General features: G+C 66.9%; 14 protein-coding genes. 10 read left to right on the forward strand and 4 right to left on the reverse strand.

What is annotated here, in order from left to right:
• Nucleotides 1-10 precede the first annotated feature (10 nt).
• The 4 genes from CHC08_RS12855 (at nt 11) to CHC08_RS12870 (ending at nt 6,013) form a co-directional block, all read left to right on the forward strand.
• Entirely contained in the window at nt 11-2,530 is a 2,520-nt protein-coding gene (locus CHC08_RS12855) for an ATP-binding protein (RefSeq protein WP_089207481.1), read from the forward strand.
• On the forward strand, nt 2,527-4,275 hold the full coding sequence (locus tag CHC08_RS12860; protein ID WP_089207482.1) for a DEAD/DEAH box helicase family protein: 1,749 nt from the start codon (nt 2,527-2,529) through the stop codon (nt 4,273-4,275). Before CHC08_RS12855 ends, CHC08_RS12860 begins: the two co-directional genes overlap by 4 nt.
• Before the next feature lie 12 nt (nt 4,276-4,287).
• Nucleotides 4,288-4,884 carry a peptidase associated/transthyretin-like domain-containing protein gene (locus CHC08_RS12865; RefSeq protein ID WP_089207483.1) on the forward strand — a complete coding sequence of 199 codons (597 nt, stop codon included), beginning with the start codon at nt 4,288-4,290 and terminating at the stop codon, nt 4,882-4,884.
• Between the two features lie 418 nt (nt 4,885-5,302).
• Nucleotides 5,303-6,013, forward strand: a complete 711-nt coding sequence (locus CHC08_RS12870; protein WP_143653200.1) for an HAD hydrolase-like protein — start codon at nt 5,303-5,305, stop codon at nt 6,011-6,013.
• 156 nt (nt 6,014-6,169) lie between these two features.
• Here the strand turns inward: CHC08_RS12870 and CHC08_RS12875 are convergent, their stop codons facing one another.
• Both CHC08_RS12875 and CHC08_RS12880 read right to left on the reverse strand, forming a co-directional pair.
• A complete protein-coding gene (locus CHC08_RS12875) occupies nt 6,170-7,441 on the reverse strand; it encodes an SGNH/GDSL hydrolase family protein (protein ID WP_089207485.1) in 1,272 nt (423 codons plus the stop codon).
• A gap of 88 nt (nt 7,442-7,529) precedes the next feature.
• Complete coding sequence (locus CHC08_RS12880) at nt 7,530-8,012, reverse strand: anthrone oxygenase family protein (protein WP_089207486.1); 483 nt, start codon at nt 8,010-8,012, stop codon at nt 7,530-7,532.
• Between the two features lie 368 nt (nt 8,013-8,380).
• Between CHC08_RS12880 and CHC08_RS12885 the strand changes: the two genes are divergently transcribed.
• The 5 genes from CHC08_RS12885 to CHC08_RS12905 all read left to right on the forward strand — a co-directional run bounded on the left by CHC08_RS12885 (nt 8,381) and on the right by CHC08_RS12905 (nt 14,926).
• Complete coding sequence (locus CHC08_RS12885; protein ID WP_089207487.1) at nt 8,381-9,115, forward strand: GNAT family N-acetyltransferase; 735 nt, start codon at nt 8,381-8,383, stop codon at nt 9,113-9,115.
• Nucleotides 9,116-9,489: 374 nt separating this feature from the next.
• Complete coding sequence (locus CHC08_RS12890) at nt 9,490-11,328, forward strand: RICIN domain-containing protein (RefSeq protein ID WP_089207488.1); 1,839 nt, start codon at nt 9,490-9,492, stop codon at nt 11,326-11,328.
• A gap of 394 nt (nt 11,329-11,722) precedes the next feature.
• Nucleotides 11,723-12,403: a TetR/AcrR family transcriptional regulator gene (locus CHC08_RS12895; protein ID WP_089207489.1), complete on the forward strand. Its 681-nt coding sequence runs from the start codon at nt 11,723-11,725 to the stop codon at nt 12,401-12,403.
• Complete coding sequence (locus CHC08_RS12900) at nt 12,396-13,304, forward strand: ABC transporter ATP-binding protein (protein WP_089207490.1); 909 nt, start codon at nt 12,396-12,398, stop codon at nt 13,302-13,304. Before CHC08_RS12895 ends, CHC08_RS12900 begins: the two co-directional genes overlap by 8 nt.
• Nucleotides 13,301-14,926, forward strand: a complete 1,626-nt coding sequence (locus CHC08_RS12905) for an ABC transporter permease (protein WP_089207491.1) — start codon at nt 13,301-13,303, stop codon at nt 14,924-14,926. The genes CHC08_RS12900 and CHC08_RS12905 overlap by 4 nt, the downstream gene beginning before the upstream one ends.
• Before the next feature lie 428 nt (nt 14,927-15,354).
• Here CHC08_RS12905 and CHC08_RS50665 read toward each other — a convergent pair whose 3' ends face one another.
• Entirely contained in the window at nt 15,355-15,702 is a 348-nt protein-coding gene (locus CHC08_RS50665; protein ID WP_218825290.1) for a hypothetical protein, read from the reverse strand.
• On the opposite strand from CHC08_RS50665, the gene CHC08_RS50670 reads away from it, so the two are divergent.
• Nucleotides 15,692-16,129, forward strand: coding sequence for a hypothetical protein (locus CHC08_RS50670; protein WP_218825291.1), 438 nt, complete (start codon nt 15,692-15,694; stop codon nt 16,127-16,129). The genes CHC08_RS50665 and CHC08_RS50670 overlap by 11 nt on opposite strands.
• 382 nt (nt 16,130-16,511) lie before the next feature.
• Here the strand turns inward: CHC08_RS50670 and CHC08_RS12915 are convergent, their stop codons facing one another.
• Nucleotides 16,512-16,967 carry a hypothetical protein gene (locus CHC08_RS12915; RefSeq protein WP_089207493.1) on the reverse strand — a complete coding sequence of 152 codons (456 nt, stop codon included), beginning with the start codon at nt 16,965-16,967 and terminating at the stop codon, nt 16,512-16,514.
• Nucleotides 16,968-17,512: the final 545 nt, after the last annotated feature.

The following is a 17,512-nucleotide window of genomic DNA, read 5'->3' on the forward strand; positions in this document are numbered from 1 at the left end:
TAAGACATTCATGGCGCACAAGTTGCTCGACATCACCCCGACGCCCGAAGTGCTTGTAGCGCTGACGCGAACGCCGATCTCACCTCTTGACGCCCTGAGCGAGCTGATCGACAACGCCATCGACTCCTTTCGTGCTGCCGAGATCGCGGGGAAACCGCCTGCGGTCCGGCATGTCGTGATTGAGGTTCCCGGTTCTGCAGCGGTTGACCGAGGCGAAGGCTTGATCCGCGTCCGGGACACCGGCCCAGGCTTGAGCGCTGAGCAGATCGCCAATGCGATGCGCGCTGGATTCACTTCGAAGAACCACTACGACACCCTGGGCCTGTTCGGTATGGGGTTCAACATTGCCACGGGCAAACTAGGGCGGATCACTCGGGTGATCTCAGTGCAAGCCGGCGAACAGCATGCCCTCCAGGTCACGCTCGACCTTCCCAAGCTCATCAGGGATCAGGCGTTCGAAGTGCGGGCGGAGACCATCGAACGCCCTCCTGGTCTCGAGCACGGGACGATCGTCGAGGTCAAAGGCTGGTGGCCGCACGGAGACGCTAACCACGGCTTCATCAAAGACGTTGCCCGCATGTCCAAGCCGACGCTCAGGGACCGGATTGGCCGCCGATATGCGACGTTGCTGCGTGGTGACGCCGAGAATCCGGTCAAGATGACCGTCAACGGCGAGCCCTGCCGCGGTTACGAGCACTGTGCCTGGTCCCCGGAACGCTATGTCGAGCGCGCCGGACACGGGAGGATCCCAGCGAGGATCGCGATCGATGAGGAACTAACGCGTTCCCGAAGGTGCCTGAAGGATGGCGCCGACTTCGATGGGCATGATGCCTGCCCGCGCTGCGGCGGTAAGGACAGCCGCGAGGTGGCTGAGCGCATCCGTGGATGGGTAGGCATCCAGCGCTTCGACGATGCGAGCGGCTTCGGCATCGACCTGATCCGTAACGGTAGGGCTATCCGCACGGAGGAAAAGGACGCCTTCTTCACCTACCAGGACGAGGTTAAAGGCGTTTCTGAACGCGAGTACCCAATCGACCAGCAGTACGGCCGGATAATCGGTGAAGTTCATTTGGATCACGTGCCAGTTGACTTCCAGAAGCAGAACTTCCAAATCTCTACTGAGGAGTGGCAGACGGCGATGAAGTTCCTCCGCGGAGGATCGCTCCTGCCCAGCCAGTGGGCAGACGGCGAGAAGAACACGTCGCCGGTGTCGCGGCTCTTCCAGGGCTACCGCAAGGTACGGAATTTCGGCCGTGCCGACATGTATATGGGCAAGTACGACGAGGTGAAGAGCAAGGCTCTCCGGATCCCCCGGGAGGTCGAGCGGGAGTATCTCGAAAAGTTCAGAAATAAGGTCGACGGGTACTACGACGACGCCAAGTGGTGGGAACTAGTCGAAACAGCCAACGAGCCCCCGATCGAGGAACTACCCGAGTGCGAGGCTTGCGGGTTCCAGAACGTCAAGGGAGCTGAGAGCTGCGGCGGCTGTGGGGCGATCCTCATCGGCAAGACCTGCCTGAGCGCAGAGTGCAGCCAGATGATCGCCAAGAACGCAGATATCTGCCCGATATGCGGTGCCGATCAGAAGCCCGAGATCGCCTTCCCCTGGACCTGTACGTTCTGCGGTGGCAACAACACTCCGGGATTGAAGCAATGCGCGAGCTGCGGGCACCTCGAAGGCGAACCACACCCTGCCAGCCCGAAGACCCTGCAGGCCGAGTCGGATGAGAACACCGAGCTGAGCGTCACAGGTTTGTCGATCGAGCTGTGCAACGGGAAAGCCACCAACGCGCTCGATGTCGTCGTGCGGAACGTTCATCGCCCGATCCTCACTGGCCCGGCGCAGTCGGCAGTCCCGATGATCGCCGACCGCAGCACCGGGCGTATCACTGTCTATCTCCACCCGGGACACTCCGTCTTCGCTGCTGGTCTGCGGCCCGCATACCTGGTGGCTTCGGAAGTAGCCCAGTACCTCTATAGCCTCCATCAGAACCTCGCCGGCAAGCCCGGGCATACCATGGGGACGCTCATTACCCAGGTGCTGATGCAGGGCTGGGGCGACGCGGTCACCGAAAACGCTGACACTGCCAGGCAAACGATCAGGACGCTGTTCGCGAGCATCGTCGACCGCGTCATCGGTATTGGCCAGGCCGGAGACTTCTACGCCGAGCTCAGCGGCGAGCAGCAGACCGCCATGGCCAATGAAATGATCAGCTCCGACGTCGATCTGGCCGAACTCGAGCACCTCAAGACCGGTGGGTATCTGAAGTACTGCACGCCAGAGACGCTAGCGGCGTTCTTCAGCCGCTACCCTGCCGCTTGGTTCGGGGGCCAGGTCTGGAGCGACCCGTGGCCGAGAGTCGATCAGCTTCTGCCGGTCGCGGCGGAGGCACTGCAGGCCGAGCTGACGACGAAGTACCAGCGCTGCCTCGAAGACTGCGCCTCTTACCTCCGCTATCAGCAGCCAGAGCGCCTGATTGTTATCCGGGCGAGGGCGGCCGCCGAGTTCCTCGGTGACAAGCTCGCATGACCCAGCGGATCATCACCGACCGGTACCTGGACGACACCGGCTGGCAAGCGTTCGAGCGGATCGTGGAGAGACTGCTGTTGGGGCTCGGATACCAGTCCGTGCAGCGGGTTGGCGCCTCTGGCGATGGGGGCGCCGACGTTATCGGGACCTTCCACGACCGCCGGTGGCTCTTCCAGATGAAACGCTGGACACGGCCGGTTGGCCCCGCAGCAGTGGCCGAGACCATCGCTGCGTGCCATCGCTATGAAGCCGATATCCCCGTTCTGGTCAGCCTGAACGGCTTCGAGCCTGCGGTACGTGCGCAGCAGCGAGAACTCGTAGCCCAAGGCGTTCAGCTCCAGCTGTGGGACCGCAGGATGCTTAAGCGCCGGGCTGAGAAGATTCCCGCGGAATCCGTCGCGGCCAGGTTCACGGACCGGTATGAGCTGCGCGCCTATCAGGCTCAGGCCGTAGATCGGATTACCTCGGAGCTGCTTAACGGGTCCCGCAGCGCGCTTGTAGTGCTCGCCACCGGACTCGGCAAGACCTTCGTCGCCTCCGAGTTTCACCGCCGGTTCAGCGCGCTGAGACCGGGCGCACGAACACTTGTTCTGGCTCATCGCAATGAACTCGTTTACCAGCTTGAGCGATCCTTCTGGCCGATGCTTCCGGTGACAGCGGCCACGGGCGTCTGGAACGGCCACGAGCGACCACATCCCGGAACCCTCGCTGACCTGGACGTCGTCTTCGCGTGCGTGGACAGTGTTGCGACCGCAGTCGGCGCCGGCCGAGAGCTTCCAGACTTCGGCCTCGTCATGGTCGACGAATGCCACCACCTTGGGACCCGCGCCTACGACGCCGTCCTCAGCGAGCTATCAGCGGGAGACGGCGGGGCGTTTCTCGTAGGCATGACCGCGACCCCATGGCGCCCTGATGGCACAGACCTGGGCCGGTGGTTCGATTTTCCGATCGTCGACATTGACCTCGTCCGCGGACTGCGAGAGGGCTACCTCTCCAACGTCGACTACCGGATGTTTACCGACAATATTAACTGGGACGCGCTGGCTCACGGCCTGGCTTCCAAGCTCCCAGCGCTCTCACCCCGCGGCATTAACCGTACCCTCTTCATCGAGGAATGGGACGACGCCGTCGTCGAGCGTCTTGCCGAGGCATGGCATGAACAAGCTAACCCGCGCGGCATCGTTTTCTGCGGCACCATCGACCACGCCGAGCGCATGGCGGCCCGGATTAACGCTCTCGGCTTTACCCGCGCCGACGTCATCGCCTCCAAGCGCAGCGACGGCAAGACAATGGACGTCCCCACCCGAAGCCGCACTCTCTGGGACTTCGCCGACGGCCGTACCGGGATCCTTTGCGCCGTCGACATCCTCAATGAGGGTGTCGACGTGCCAGACGTCAACATCGTCGTCTTCCAGCGCGTCACCCATAGCCGCCGCATCTTTGTCCAGCAGCTCGGACGGGGACTCAGGCTCGCGCCGGGAAAGGACAAGGTCATCGTCCTCGACTTCGTCTCAGACATCCGCAGGTTCGCCGCAGGCTTGGAACTACAAGACAAGCTCAACAAACCCGACCTAGGCTCTCCGCGGATCAAGCTTGGCAACAAGGTCAGCTTCCTCAGGGCCAGCGGAGAAGATACCCAAGGCGCACAGTTCCTCCGCGAATGGCTCGGTGACCTCGACACCGTGCAGGATGCGGGTGAAGACTCCCATATCCTGAGATACCCACCCAGTCCGCCTGTGCGCTGAATCGGAGACCCAATGTCCCCAAGCACGTCTTCCCCCCGCGACGCTTGGAACCGCCTCCGCCCAGATGCCGTACTTGTCGTCAAAGACCTTCTCGTCCTTCTTGAATCCGACGGCTCATCTCAGGACATCTTCGACGTCTACCTCTACGCTAAGCGCCTGCTCGCGGAAGCTATGGAAGCTCGTATCAAGATTGACCTCGACCAGTCATGCGAGGCGTTCCATGATCTGCGCGGGAAGCTCCGCACCGTTATGGAAGACCGTTACTCGGCTCAGCTGCCGGCCGCGTACCTGACCGTCCCCTACGGATCTGTCGTCCACGAGAAGCTCTTCCTTACGCTGCTGCAGCGCCAGGGCAATGAGGTCCCCGCCAGCTTGCTGCGAATCGTCACCGCGGACTCGGTTCACACCGAGCGGCGGGTCAGAGAGCTGCGCGAACTCGGCCTCGACATCGTTACAGCCAAGGCTTCCGGGAGCGACACCTATAAGCTCGACTCCCTCGAGCTCGATCTGTCGTTCCTTCCCACAATCATCTACAACACTGCCAGCAGCAAGAAGCACCGCCTCATGCCCGAGCCGGAGCTAAAGAATCTCCTCAAGATCGCCGACTGATCCCTGCCCGATCGGGTCTTCGATGCGCGCGCCGCGCGGGACATGCGCGGGATAATCAAGTAAGTGATACGAGCCGTACAGGGCGTTTAAACAGGTCAGCTCAGGTGATCAGGCTGCTCTATCCTCGCTCTCCTAAGGCGTGGATCACATCGCTCACGGTGCCGGTGTCCGCGGCAACCAGCCGGGCGATCGCCGACTCGCACGGACCTCGTTAGTCGATCCGCTGAGCCTACAGCGGAGGGACAGGCACGCCGCGGGGTGGTATCGGTCGGCCGTGCTCGAAATCAAGGCCCCGCCCGCCGATGAGGTCACGACCAAGCTGGAAGGGGACGACCCTCCTCCGCTGCCGTCAGGTCCCGGACACTAGGCCATTAACGGCGATGACCTGGGAAAACAGGTGTCTCGTTATGCTCGTAGGGTGAGTTCTGCGAGGATGCTTGTGTTGTGGGACATCGATCACACGCTGGTCAGCATCGATGGGGTCGGCAAGGACATCTACGCCGAGGCCTTCCGCGTGGTCACCGGGCGGTCGATGCGGCGGGTCGCGGCCATGGCGGGGCGGACCGATTGGGCGATCACGGTGGAGACGCTCCGGATGCATGACGTCGAGGTGTCGGAGGAGCTCCTGGAGTCCTTCGGCGCCGCCCTCGCCGAGGCGTTTGTCGTCTACGAGGCGACGATCTTGGAACGGGGCAGGGTCCTGGCCGGGGCGCGTGAAGTGCTCGGTGTGCTGGCGGGCCGGGCCGATGTGATCCAGTCGGTGCTCACCGGGAACATGGAGCCTCTCGCGATCGGCAAGCTCACGGCGTTCGAGCTGGAGCATCTCGTGGACTTCGAGGTGGGGGCCTACGGCATGGACCACGAGGATCGCGCCATGCTGGTGGGCCTGGCGCAGGAGCGGGCTGCCCGGAAGTACGGGGAGTCCTTCGCCAGGCACAACACGGTGCTGGTCGGGGATACGCCGAACGATGTTCTCGCCGGTCACCTGGGCGGGGCGAGGGTGGTGGCCGTCGCCACCGGCTCCAGCGATGTCCAAACGCTGCAAGCGGCCGGTGCCGATCTGGTGCTGGAGGACCTCACCGATACCGCTGCCGTTGTGCGGGCCGTACTCGCGGCAGCGGATCGGTAAGCGGGCGATACCTCGCCGCGTCGTCGGATCGGTTCCTCGTGCTCTCTCCGACCAGATGTCCTCGGCTGAAGTTGGGACTGCGATGGCCGTCATCCTCATCTGCAACCGATTCTCGGTCGAACCGGTCACCGACCTGACCGGCAATGAGTCATTGCCTCAACCGAGGTCGGCCGGGTCGACGGCGTGAGCCATCGCGCGGTATCCGGCGTCGTTGGGGTGCAGGTGGTCGCCACTGTCAAAGGCGGGGTTGAGCTGGTCTCCGTCGGTGGGCGAGGCCAGAGCGTGATCGAGATCGACCACCGCGTCGTACGCTCCCGAGGTCCTGATCCACGCGTTGACCTCGTCCCGCTTGATCTCGCTGCGCGCGGTGTAGTACCGCGATCCCTTCATCGGCGGCAGCGTGGCGCCGATGACCCGCAGGCCTCCGGCGCGAGCCTGCCGGATCAGGTCGCGGTGCGCGGCGATGAGTTCCCCGGCGGAGACCTCGGTGAGCGGCGCGTCCATCGGTGAGGGGGCTTCGCTCATGCCGATGTCGTTGATGCCTTCCAGGATGACGACGGTGCCCACGCCCGGCTGGCTGAGGACGTCACGCCGGAACCGGGAGGTCGCCTTGTCACCGAGCCAGGCGGAGTCGACCGTCACCCGGTTGCCGCTGATGCCCTGGTTGAGGACGGCTCGGGGCCGGCCCGCGGCGGCCAGGCGCTCGGCCAGCTCGTCGGGGTAGCGGTTGTCGGCCTCGAACGTGGCCCCGTAGCCGTCGGTGAGGGAGTCGCCGAAGGCGACCACGCCGTCGCGGCGCGGCGCCCCGATGACATCGACCCCGCTCAGGTAATACCAGGACTGCGAGGTCTCACCGAAGGCCGCGGCGTTGCCGTCGGCCCGGTGGTCGCCGGTGGCGCGGTAGCTGGTCGCCATGGCCTGGGCGTGGTACGTCGCCGGACCGGTCGGCGCGGCCAGGTAGAACGTGACCGTCACCGAGTCCAGGGCGCCCAGCGGCAGCGGCACCGCGTCACTGGCCAGCTCGCCGCCGGCCGGGATCGTGAAGGAGCGCGCCCGATTGACGGTGAGGTGCCGAAGCGACCCCGGCCGGATGGCGGCGCCGTTCGCGGTGCGGGCGATGGTGGCGCCGGTGACCTTCAAGGGGGCGCTGCCGTAGACGTTCGACAGCCGGACGCGGACCGCCACTCCGCCGGCGCTGACCCGGACCACCTGGCGGATCGTCTGATTCGCGAAGCCCTGCTCGGACCAGTTCGGGGTGTAGTTCGGGCCCGGGCGCTGCGGCGAGGTGCTCCAGGTGGCGCTCCAGCCGCGAGCCGTGACGGCGGCCGGCGCCGGGGTCGCCGCGGACGCCACCTCGGAGCCGGCCAGCAGTGTGGCGAGCGTGAGGGCCGAGATGGACAACAGCGTCCGTCGGGGTACGAAATGCATGGGTGATCTCCTAATGATCGACTGCATGGGCAGCGGTTCGGATGGTCGGCGAGGTCCGGTGAAGGTGAAGGGGGAGCACAGCCGTCCATCATTCAGCGGTGCGGGACTTCCCGACCCGGTCGCCGAAGACGACGAGAAGGACGATGAGGAGGAACGCGACAAGCGCGGTGATGGTTCGCACGACGTGCCACGCCTCCCACCGCTGCAGGATCGCCGCGTAGTCGGCCGGGGCCGAGGAGACGGCCCACTGCCTGATCTGGCCGTTGATGGGAACATTGCCGAACCGGGTGACCAGGAACGAGGTCACCACCAGGGTGCCCGCGCCCGCCGCGAGAAGTCGCGGGACAGCGCGCGTCATGACGGCGAGCAGGAACGAGCTGACCACCGCCAGGGCCATCATCGTCTGCATGACGAGGCCGTTCACCCCCATCAACGCCGTGTGGAAGGTGAACCGCACATCGAGGGGAACGGCCCGGAACGCGTAGACGACGTTCACGGCGCCATAGCCGAACGCACCCGCGAGTAAGCCCGTGGACAGAAGCGCGAACGTTTTGACAGGTTGAACCAGCACGACGAGATCTCCTGTGAGAATGCGGAAGAGGGGTGTGCCCGGCTGTCTTGACGCGGCGGCTCACCACGTTCTTGCGGGCGGCACGTCGTAGCGATCACCTCCGGACACGTGTGCGGGGCCTCCGGAGAGGTCACGCAGCTCCCATGTCGTGGCTTTCACCTGAATCGTTCTCATGCCGAGATGATCGCTTCCGTCATCGCTCGCGGTCGTCATCCCTGGGGCGACCCCTCGGCTACGCCGCGGAGCGTAGACGCGGGTGGAACTACTACGCGGGTGCCACCCTGGAGGTGTTGCGCGACTTCGCCGACGAGCCGCCGGGAAGCGGGCCGGTCTCGTGACCTGCTACGCATCCGGCTACCGTCGTCTCGGTGGAATCACTTGAGACATCGCTCGCCGCGCACCGCGCGTACCTCCTCGGCTGGAACATCGGGGCCTCCGGAGGCCCCGACCTGCCGATCTACCGCAGTGAGGTGCCGCACGCGCCGCTCAACGGCGTGCTGCGCGTGGGCGGGTGCGCCCCGCAGGAGGCGCTCGCCGAGGCCCGTCACCGTCTCGACGGCGTGCCCCGAATCTGGTGGGTCGGCCCGGACAGCGACGCCGGCACCGCGGACGCTCTGCTGTCTCTCGGCGCTGTCCTGCTCGCCCGCATGCCGATCATGACCGTGGCGATCGACAAGGCGGCCTCCGCGCCCACGCCGCCCGGGTTGCACATCACAGAGACCACCGACCTGCTCGAATTCGTCCCTGCCTACGCCCGGGTATCCGGAATCAGCCCGGACGGTGTGGCCGTCGCGATCGAGCGGGAAAGGGCGTTCTCCGGTGACGGTACGGTGATCAGGCTGGCCGGTCGCCTCGACGACGGTCAGATCGTCGGCACGGCCGTCGCCTGGCTGAGCCATGATCTGCTCACGCTGTACTTCATCGGCACCCAGCCCGAGCATCGCCGGCATGGCATCGGCGCCGCCATGACCAGGGCCGCGCTCGATCTGGCCCGCGAGCGGGGCATACGCACGGCCGCCCTCACCTCGACCGCCGCCGGCGAATCGGTTTACCGCAGCATCGGCTTCCGCACCGTGGACGCCTTCGACCTGATGTCGTTCTGAGCCAAGCGACACCGCCTCACCGTTGAAATATCCCGAGGCCGATTCATTGGCTTGACCCGGGCACCACCTTCCAGGCATGCCGACGCTCTGATCCTTCCGGCGCCGGCCGTACCCATGAAGCGGACATCGAGTCCCTGTCGCCACGCCGTACACCGCGGCTCACGCCGGACGTCTCTCGCATCCGGTCCAGGGCTGCGCCGACTGACTCCACCACATATCGGGAATCGGCCAACTCCCCGTACGCCGCCGCTGGACCGTGCCAATTGATGACCTTGATATCCACTTATAAGTTGATCTTCGCCATCGCCAGGGGAGCGATGCGCGCAATCGGAGGTCAACCGGTGTTAGTCAGACGAATTTCGCTTTTTCTCACGGTGGGCCTTCTTGCCGTCACGGGTCTCGTCGGCGGTGGGGTGGCCGCCTCTCCCGTGGGAGCGGCGGCGGTCGCCCCGTGTCCCGGGGTCAAGGGCCTGCCCGATCCGGCGCTCTGCACCACCCATGAGGACGTGTTCCCCGGCGCGCGGACCGGGGCGCGGACCGGCCCGGAGGCGGCCGGGCCCCGGCTCACCGCGAGGCAGGCCGACGCGGCGGCCGAGGTGGCGCCGGCCCAGATCGCCTGTGAGGGCGACGGGGTGAGCGGCAAGCGCCTCCAGATGCTGTACGTCCGTGAGCCGAGCATGCCCGACCGCTACAGCCAGTTCATGCCCGTGTTCCAGGCGTGGCTCGCCAGCGCCGACGACGTCTACAACGACGCCGCCGCCGAGAAGGGCCAGAGCCGGCACATCCGCTTCGTCACGAAGGAGGTCCCCGGGGGGTGCCAGATCGTGATCGAGCCGGTCGTGGTGCCCGCGGGCTCGCTGGTCACCCTGGCGAGCAGCATCGCCGCGGTGAAGAGCCTGGGATACAACCTCCCGGACCGGAAGTACTTCATGCTCACCGAGTCGACCGCCATCTGCGGAGTGGCCCAGCTCTTCACGGACGATCGGCCCGGCCCGGAGAACTACAACAACTACTACACCAGCTACGGGCGGGTTGACGCGACCCCCAACTGCTTCGGAGCCAACGCCTTCACCCACGAGCTGGGCCACGCGCTGGGCGCGGTGCAGTCGACCGCCCCGAACAGCGACGGCAAGGGGCACTGCTCGGACCTGTACAGCACGATGTGTTACGGCGGAACCCCGACCTGGTCGTGCCCGGAGTGGAAGAGCAACCTGGTCCCCGACTGTAACCACGACGACTACTTCACCATGGCCCCGGAGGCCGGCAGCTATCTCGACACCCACTGGAACATCGCGAACAACGACTTCCTGATCAAGGGGAACACCGCCGACCCCGCCCCGCACCCCACGATCGGCCTCACCTATGTGATCACGAACGTGTCGACCGGGGGAGCCATCGAGCCGGTCGGCGGCTCCGTCGCCAGCCTGAGCAGGCTCAGCCAGCGGGCCCGGACCAATACGCCGAGCCAGAAATGGCTGATGGGCTACAAGACCGGCCTCCAGTTCGTCAACATGAACAGCCGGATGTGCGTGGACAGCGCCTACGAGGGGACCGTCCCCGGGACCCAGACGCTTCAGTACGGCTGCAAGGGCTCGGACGCCATGCGATGGACATACCTGTCGCAGACGGACGGCAGCCACTCCATCATCAACTGGAAGTCCGGGCTGGCCCTGACGGCCGTGGCCCCGTACCCGGCGCCCCTGGAGCAGCAGCCCTACACCGGTGCGGCCAACCAGCGGTGGATGTTCAACCAGATGGCCGACGCGGGTCCGGTCAGCAGCGCGACCTACTCCCTGACGGGCGTCGGCAACCGCGAGAACGCCGAGGTCCTCAACGGGTCGCTGACCTCCGGCGCGTCGGTCACGCACGCGGCGCCCTCGGGTGCGAAGAGCCAGCAGTGGACGTTGCGCAGGCAGGGCGCGCCCGGCATCTGGAAGCTGGTCAACGTCAACAGCGGCATGTGCCTGAACGTGCTGGCGTCGCCCGTGTCCGTGCCCCCGACCACGCCGCCCCGGGTCGTGCAGTCGGTCTGCGGCGGGAAGCTGGCCAGGGACATGTGGATGCTGCGTCGCGTGGCGGACGGGACGTACATCATCGTCAACACGTACGACCAGCTGGTGCTCAACATGACCACCGGCGCGCTGTCCGGCCTGAACCAGCAGGTCCTCGCGGCCGACCAGGACAGCCAGCTCTGGGCGCTCAAGCCGCTGTAATATCCGGCACCCCCTCCGGCGCCGTCTCCACGGCTCCGGAGGGGAGGTCGTCGGTGCGCGTCCGCAGGAGCGCCTCGGTGAGATCCTCCAGGTCCGGCCGGGGAAAGCCGGGCCGGTCGCGGCGGAGGGCGAGCCCGTGATGACCCCCGGGAGCGCCGGGCCGTCAGCGGGGTGCGGCGTTGCAGCGCAGGCCGTCGACGAGCAGGACGATGAGCCGGTTCGCCCGCTCCTCGGTCCCGGGCCGGCTGTAGGCGCCGGCGATGAGTGCTTCCCGGGTGGGGAAGTGGCGGTAGGGGGCCCGTCCATGTGGGGCTATACGCGTTCTTACCTTCCTATACGCTTGTGTAGCGAATTTCACAGGAATACAGTCAGCTACATGAGCAAGTAGGAGCGGATGCCAGTGACGACGATCAGCCCAGACCCCGAGGACCTCACCGCCCGCGCCCGGATCAGAGATGCGGCGATGCTGCACTTCGGCGAGCACGGGTTCGAGCGGACCACGATCCGGGAGATCGCCGCGACCGCAGGTGTGTCCTCGGGGCTGGTGCGCCATCACTTCGGCTCCAAGCAGGAGCTGCGTGAGGCGTGTGACGCCCACCTGGTCAAGATGGTCCGCCGGCTCAACGACCAGGTCCGGGCCGACGCCACCTATTCCGACGTGAACTACGTGGCAGCGGCCCGCGCCGCGACCAGGCCGTACCAGCAGTACATGGCCAGGGCCATGGCCGAGGGATCGGCCGAGCCGCTGTTCGACGAGATGGTCCGGCTGACCGAGGAGTGGCTCGCCGAGGCCGACCGGAACCGTCCCGACCCTCCCGACGTCGACCTCAGGACTCGGGCGACGGTGAGCACCGCGATGGCGCTGTCCGTCATGGTGCTGCACCGGCACATGTCCCGGGTGGTCGGCGTCGACCTGCTCAGCCCCGAGGGCGACCAGCTGCTGTCCCGGGCCCTGATCGACATCTACTCCCACCCGCTGATGAGCCTGGAGGACGCCGCCCTGGTGCGGGCCGCCCTCGACAAGGTTCAGCACACCCCACCCCCACCCTCATTCGAAGAGGACCCCGATGAATGACGCCTTAGAAGTGACCGGACTGGTCAAGGCCTTCGGCTCGACCCGGGCGCTGGACGGTCTGGATCTCCACGTGCGCACCGGCGAGGTGCACGGCTTCCTGGGACCCAACGGCGCGGGCAAGACCACCACGATCCGGGTGCTGCTGGGCCTGCTGCACGCCGACTCCGGGCAGGTCAAGGTGCTCGGCGGCGACCCCTGGAAGGACGCGGTCGCGCTGCACCACCGACTGGCCTACGTACCGGGCGATGTGAACCTGTGGCCGAACCTGTCCGGCGGCGAGGCCATCGACCTGCTCGGCGATCTGCGCGGCGGGCTGGACAAGGCCCGGCGCCAGGAGCTGATGGAACGGTTCCAGCTGGACCCGGCCAAGCGCTGCCGTACCTACTCCAAGGGCAACCGGCAGAAGGTGGCGCTGGTCGCCGCGTTCGCCTCCGACGTGGAGCTGTTCATCCTGGACGAGCCCACCTCGGGCCTGGACCCGCTGATGGAGGCGGCGTTCCAGCAGACCGTCCGCGAGGTGAGCGGCAGGGGCGCGACCGTGCTGCTGTCCAGCCACATCTTCTCCGAGGTGGAGGCGCTCTGCTCCCGGGTCAGCATCATCCGCGACGGCCGTACGGTCGAGTCCGGAACGCTGGCCGAGCTGCGCCACCTGACCCGCACCGCGGTCGCCGTGGAGGCCGCCGAGCCGATCACCGGGCTGGACGGGCTGCCCGGCGTGCACGACCTGGTGGCCGAGGGCATGCGGGCCAGCTTCGACGTGGACTCGGCGGAGCTGCCCGGCGTGCTGCGCCACCTGGCCGCGTTCGAGGTGCACGTGTTGACGAGCCATCCGCCGACGCTGGAGAAGCTGTTCATGCGCCACTACGGCAACGGCGTGCCCGTTTCCGAGGTGTCTCGATGAGCGCCTACGCGGGCACCGGAAGGCTGATCCGGCTGGCCGCGCGCCGCGACCGCATCCAGCTGCCGATCTGGATCCTCGCCTCGGCGGCCGTGATGGGCGCCGGTGTCGCAGCCGTCGCCGACGAGTTCCCGACCGAGGCCGGCCGGGTCAGCGCGCTGCAGGCGGCCGGTGGCAGTCCCGCCGTGCTGCTGATGCGCGGCACCCCGGTCGGCACCGACCTCGGCGCCCTGGTGAACTTCCGCAACTTCTCATCCATGCTGGTCGTGGTCGGGCTGATGAGCACGTTCGCGATGGTCCGGCACACCCGGCAGAACGAGGAGACCGGCCGGGCCGAGCTGATCGGCTCCGGTGTGGTGGGCCGGCACGCCGCGCTGACCGCCGCGCTGACCGTGACGATCGCCGCGAACCTGCTGCTCGGCGCGCTGGTGACCGCCACCCTGCTGGGTTCCGGCCTGGCGGTGGACGGCTCGCTGGCCTTCGGCGCCGCGTGCGCCGTGACCGGCATGGCTTTCACCGGGATCGCCGCGATCGCCGCACAGCTGTTCCAGGGCGCCCGCGCCACGAACGCCTTCGCCGCCACGGCCGTCGGGGTGGCCTTCATGGTCCGCGGCGTCGGTGACGCGCTCGGCGAACGGGCCGCGGACGGCATCCAGGTGAACAGCGCCTGGCTGTCGTGGCTGTCCCCGCTCGGCTGGGGCGCGCAGGTGCGCCCGTACGGGGACGAGCGCTGGTGGGTGCTCGCGCTGCCGGTCGCGCTGCTCGTGGTCTGCGTGGGGGCCGCCTTCGCGCTGGTCGACCGGCGGGACCTGGGCGCCGGGCTGCTCCCCGACCGCCCGGGACCGGCGATCGCGTCGCGGTCGCTGCTCAGCCCGCTCGGGCTGGCCTGGCGGCTGAACCGGGGCGCGACGTACGGCTGGGTGATCGGCAGCGCCGTGTCCGGTCTGGCGATCGGCTCGCTCGGCGCGGCGGTGAACGACGCGATGGCCGGCAATGAAGGCGCCTCCGAGCTGCTCGGTCAGCTCGCCGGGACGGGCGGCCCCGACCTGGTGGACGTGTTCTTCGCCGCGATGATGAACATCTTCGGTGTGCTGGCGGCGAGCTTCGCCGTCCAGATCCTGCTGCGGTTGCGCGCGGAGGAGTCCGGCGGGCAGGCCGAGGCCGTACTGGCCACGGCGGTCGGCCGGGCCAAGTGGCTCGCCTCGCACCTGACCTGCGCGGTCGGCGGTGCGGCGGCGATGCTGGTGCTGACCGGCGCCGGCGCCGGGCTCGCCGACGCCGCGGCCGGCGGTGACACCGGGGTGGTGACGCTGGCCGGCGCCGGGCTCGCGCAGCTGCCGGCGGCGCTGGCCATGGCGGGGTTCGTGGTGCTGGTGTTCGGCGGCCTGCCCCGGCTGTCGGTCACGCTGGCCTGGGCCGGGCTGGCGCTCGCGATCACCTTCGGCCTGCTCGGCGACGTGATCGGGCTGCCGCAGTCGGTGCGCGATCTGTCCCCGTTCAGTCACGTCCCGGCGATTCCCGCGGTGGCCGCCACGGCGGGGCCGATCGTGGGACTGCTGGCGGTGGCGGCGGTGCTGACGGCAGCCGGAGCCGTCCTGTTCCGGCGCCGCGACCTGGCGCTCTGAAGACCAGCCGGGGCGCTGCGGCCTGGCGTTCCAGAAGTCCGATAAGGGCGCAAACAACGGATTGGGCACCCAACGGAGCTCCCGCCGAGCAGTGATCTTGGTCGACACGGTTCTGGCAGGGGCTCCGTCCCAATTTCCGGCAACTCGCCCCACACCTAACTACACGGCGTTGATTCTGGAACTCCAATGGGGGTCACCGGCCCCAGCTCGTCGGCGTGGAGCGGCGGGTGCGCGAACAGTAGCTTCGGCATGGTGGCCCCCTGGAACCATCATGCCTCCAGCTCAGCTGGTATCCACACCCTCAATCAGGAACGCAGCGTCAAGGATCGGATTGCTCAGAGAATCACAGGTCAGCCACAGCGTTCTCATATGAACGACCGACAGCCTCTGTGCAGTTGCCCAAGCCAGAGGAGCGCCATCATGAACAACTACAACCCGACAAGCCACTCGTCGGCCGGGTCAGCCGCGTCGACCATGGCCGTGCAAGCACGCCGGCCAAGCGTACGGCGGTTGCTGTCGAAGAAGAAGGGTGGATGGATCGTGGCCGCCGGGCTGACGTGTGCGGTGGCCGGACTCACCGGTGTCGGCGCGTTCGCCGCGTCCGCGTCGTCCTTTTCGGCGACAGCCGCGTCGTCGCCGACCGCAGCGCCCAGCCGGCCCGCCAGCGGCGGGCCGGTGGCTCCTCCGTCCGCCGGGGGTGCGACCGGCATCGTCGACACCACGTCCGCGTCGGGCTTCACCATGTCGACGGCAACGGGTGTGAAGGTGACCGTCAACAAGACGTCCTCCACGAAAACCCTCGGCTCCTCGGCCAAGGCCGTGAAGAAGGGCGCAAGCGTCCTCGTTCTGGGGACGATCGACAGCGCGACCATCACGGCTACGCAGGTCATTGTGCAACACAAGGGCGACGGCGGAGCTGCGGCTGCCAAGGCGGCAGGGGTGATCGCCTTCCAGCGGGGGACGCCGTCACCGACGAAGACGGTTGGTCAGATCCCGTCGGACTACACCGAGGGAGAGGGGACGATCGTCAGTGGGACGACGGCGAACAAGGTGACGAAGGCCGCGCAGGCCGTCGTCCCCGGAGGCATCAACAACCGAGTGGTGAAGCTGAGCAACGGCGAGTACGAGGTCCACAACATCAGCGTCAACTGGCCGCACCACGTCTTCGTCAGCAAGAACTTCAAGGTCCTCGGCTACGAGTAAGCCGCCGCGATAGAGCGGCCGGTGCCCGTGGCCGGCTCGGGTTGCCCCTGGCGGCGTGCCGCCAGGGGCAACCCGGCCTTCGGGACCCACGGCGCATCAGCGGTTCGCCGAGCGGAGCGAGGCCAGGATGCGGGCCGAGCTCCACCGGGCGCCCCGCTGCCTGCCCTCCTCCGCCGGCAGCCCAATTAACGCGCATAGCGACGAAACGGCACGTCGGCGGGCGGCCCGCCATGAAGGAACTCCTAACAAAGTGCAACCAGTGCCACGTTCCTCATGGGAGGCACGGATCCCTGCCGGCCCGGGGCGCCGAGGGTAGGGAAGGCCCCGCAACAACCTCGGGTTCTCCACCGCGTGTTCGCTACCTCCGTTGAGGCACGCAGCGCTAGTCGCGCACGTCGTGCTTCTTGCCGTTCTTGCCGTTCTTGGCGGTGGTGACGGTGAACTCCGCTGTCGTGATCTTGCTGCCGACCGTGACGGTCACCGTCTTGCTGCCTGGCCGGGCGTTCGACGGAACGGTGAGAGTCTTCGACGCCTGCCGACCCCTGATGGTCACCTGGTAGCTCCTGCCCTCAGGGGTCTTCACGGTGGCCGTCGCACCGGCCGCGGCCCCCTTGGCGACGATCGACACCGTGTAGGAACCGCCCTGCCTGACCTGGCCGGGGTTGACTGCGACCTTGAGGGAGATCGCGCTGGGCGCCGTGGGCTTCGGCTGAGCGTCCTTGGTGACGGTGGCGATCGGCTGCAGGTGGCCGCTGTCCGCGAGGGCACTGCCGGCGAACGGGAGAGCGATCAGAGTCGCGCCAAGGACGGTGGCGGTAAAAGGCTTTGCGAAGCGCATTGAATAGATCCAATCCTAAACAACCTGACCGAATGACGATATTCAGCTCACAGAGGTTGTTCGTACTCAAAGCACTCTGTAGTCGTAGCCTGAAAGAAAACTAAGATTGAACTATGTGTTGGTATCAAGGTGACGAGATCACTGGGGCCCGCGGGGCGCACGACGCTGGAATGATCGCAGAGCCCGCCCGGCGGGCGAGAGATCCCAACCACTCTCTACCGGCTCCCTAGTGGACCTCCTGACCTGTGCCTTGCGTCATGGATGGGCCCGGATCGCCCGGAAACGGGAGGGGCCGCACCTTACCCCCCGGAAAACGGCCTCATCAAATTCACAGGTCGCTCATATTTTTCACAGAAAAGCCATCAGACCCGTTCTGGAGGATATCTAGCTGCTGAGGGTGTCTGAAAAAGTGTCAGGTTGGCGCTCAGTTGAGCCAGTGAACGTTTTTCATCGCGATTCGCGATCCGGAGGTTTCGCATCAGTCTTCCCGCTGCGGACGTTGATAGGTGGCCCACAGGTTCGTGCAATCTCACGCATAGGTTCAT

The organism is Streptosporangium subroseum (genome assembly GCF_900188345.1).
Classification (GTDB): domain Bacteria; phylum Actinomycetota; class Actinomycetes; order Streptosporangiales; family Streptosporangiaceae; genus Streptosporangium; species Streptosporangium subroseum.

Coding starts and splice junctions, on each gene's coding strand:
- CHC08_RS12895 (WP_089207489.1), top strand. CDS start 11,723: ATGCCAGTGACGACGATCAGCCCAGACCCCGAGGACCTCACCGCCCGC.
- CHC08_RS12860 (WP_089207482.1), top strand. CDS start 2,527: ATGACCCAGCGGATCATCACCGACCGGTACCTGGACGACACCGGCTGG.
- CHC08_RS12900 (WP_089207490.1), top strand. CDS start 12,396: ATGAATGACGCCTTAGAAGTGACCGGACTGGTCAAGGCCTTCGGCTCG.
- CHC08_RS12875 (WP_089207485.1), bottom strand. CDS start 7,441: ATGCATTTCGTACCCCGACGGACGCTGTTGTCCATCTCGGCCCTCACG.
- CHC08_RS12865 (WP_089207483.1), top strand. CDS start 4,288: ATGTCCCCAAGCACGTCTTCCCCCCGCGACGCTTGGAACCGCCTCCGC.
- CHC08_RS12915 (WP_089207493.1), bottom strand. CDS start 16,967: ATGCGCTTCGCAAAGCCTTTTACCGCCACCGTCCTTGGCGCGACTCTG.
- CHC08_RS12905 (WP_089207491.1), top strand. CDS start 13,301: ATGAGCGCCTACGCGGGCACCGGAAGGCTGATCCGGCTGGCCGCGCGC.
- CHC08_RS12855 (WP_089207481.1), top strand. CDS start 11: ATGGCGCACAAGTTGCTCGACATCACCCCGACGCCCGAAGTGCTTGTA.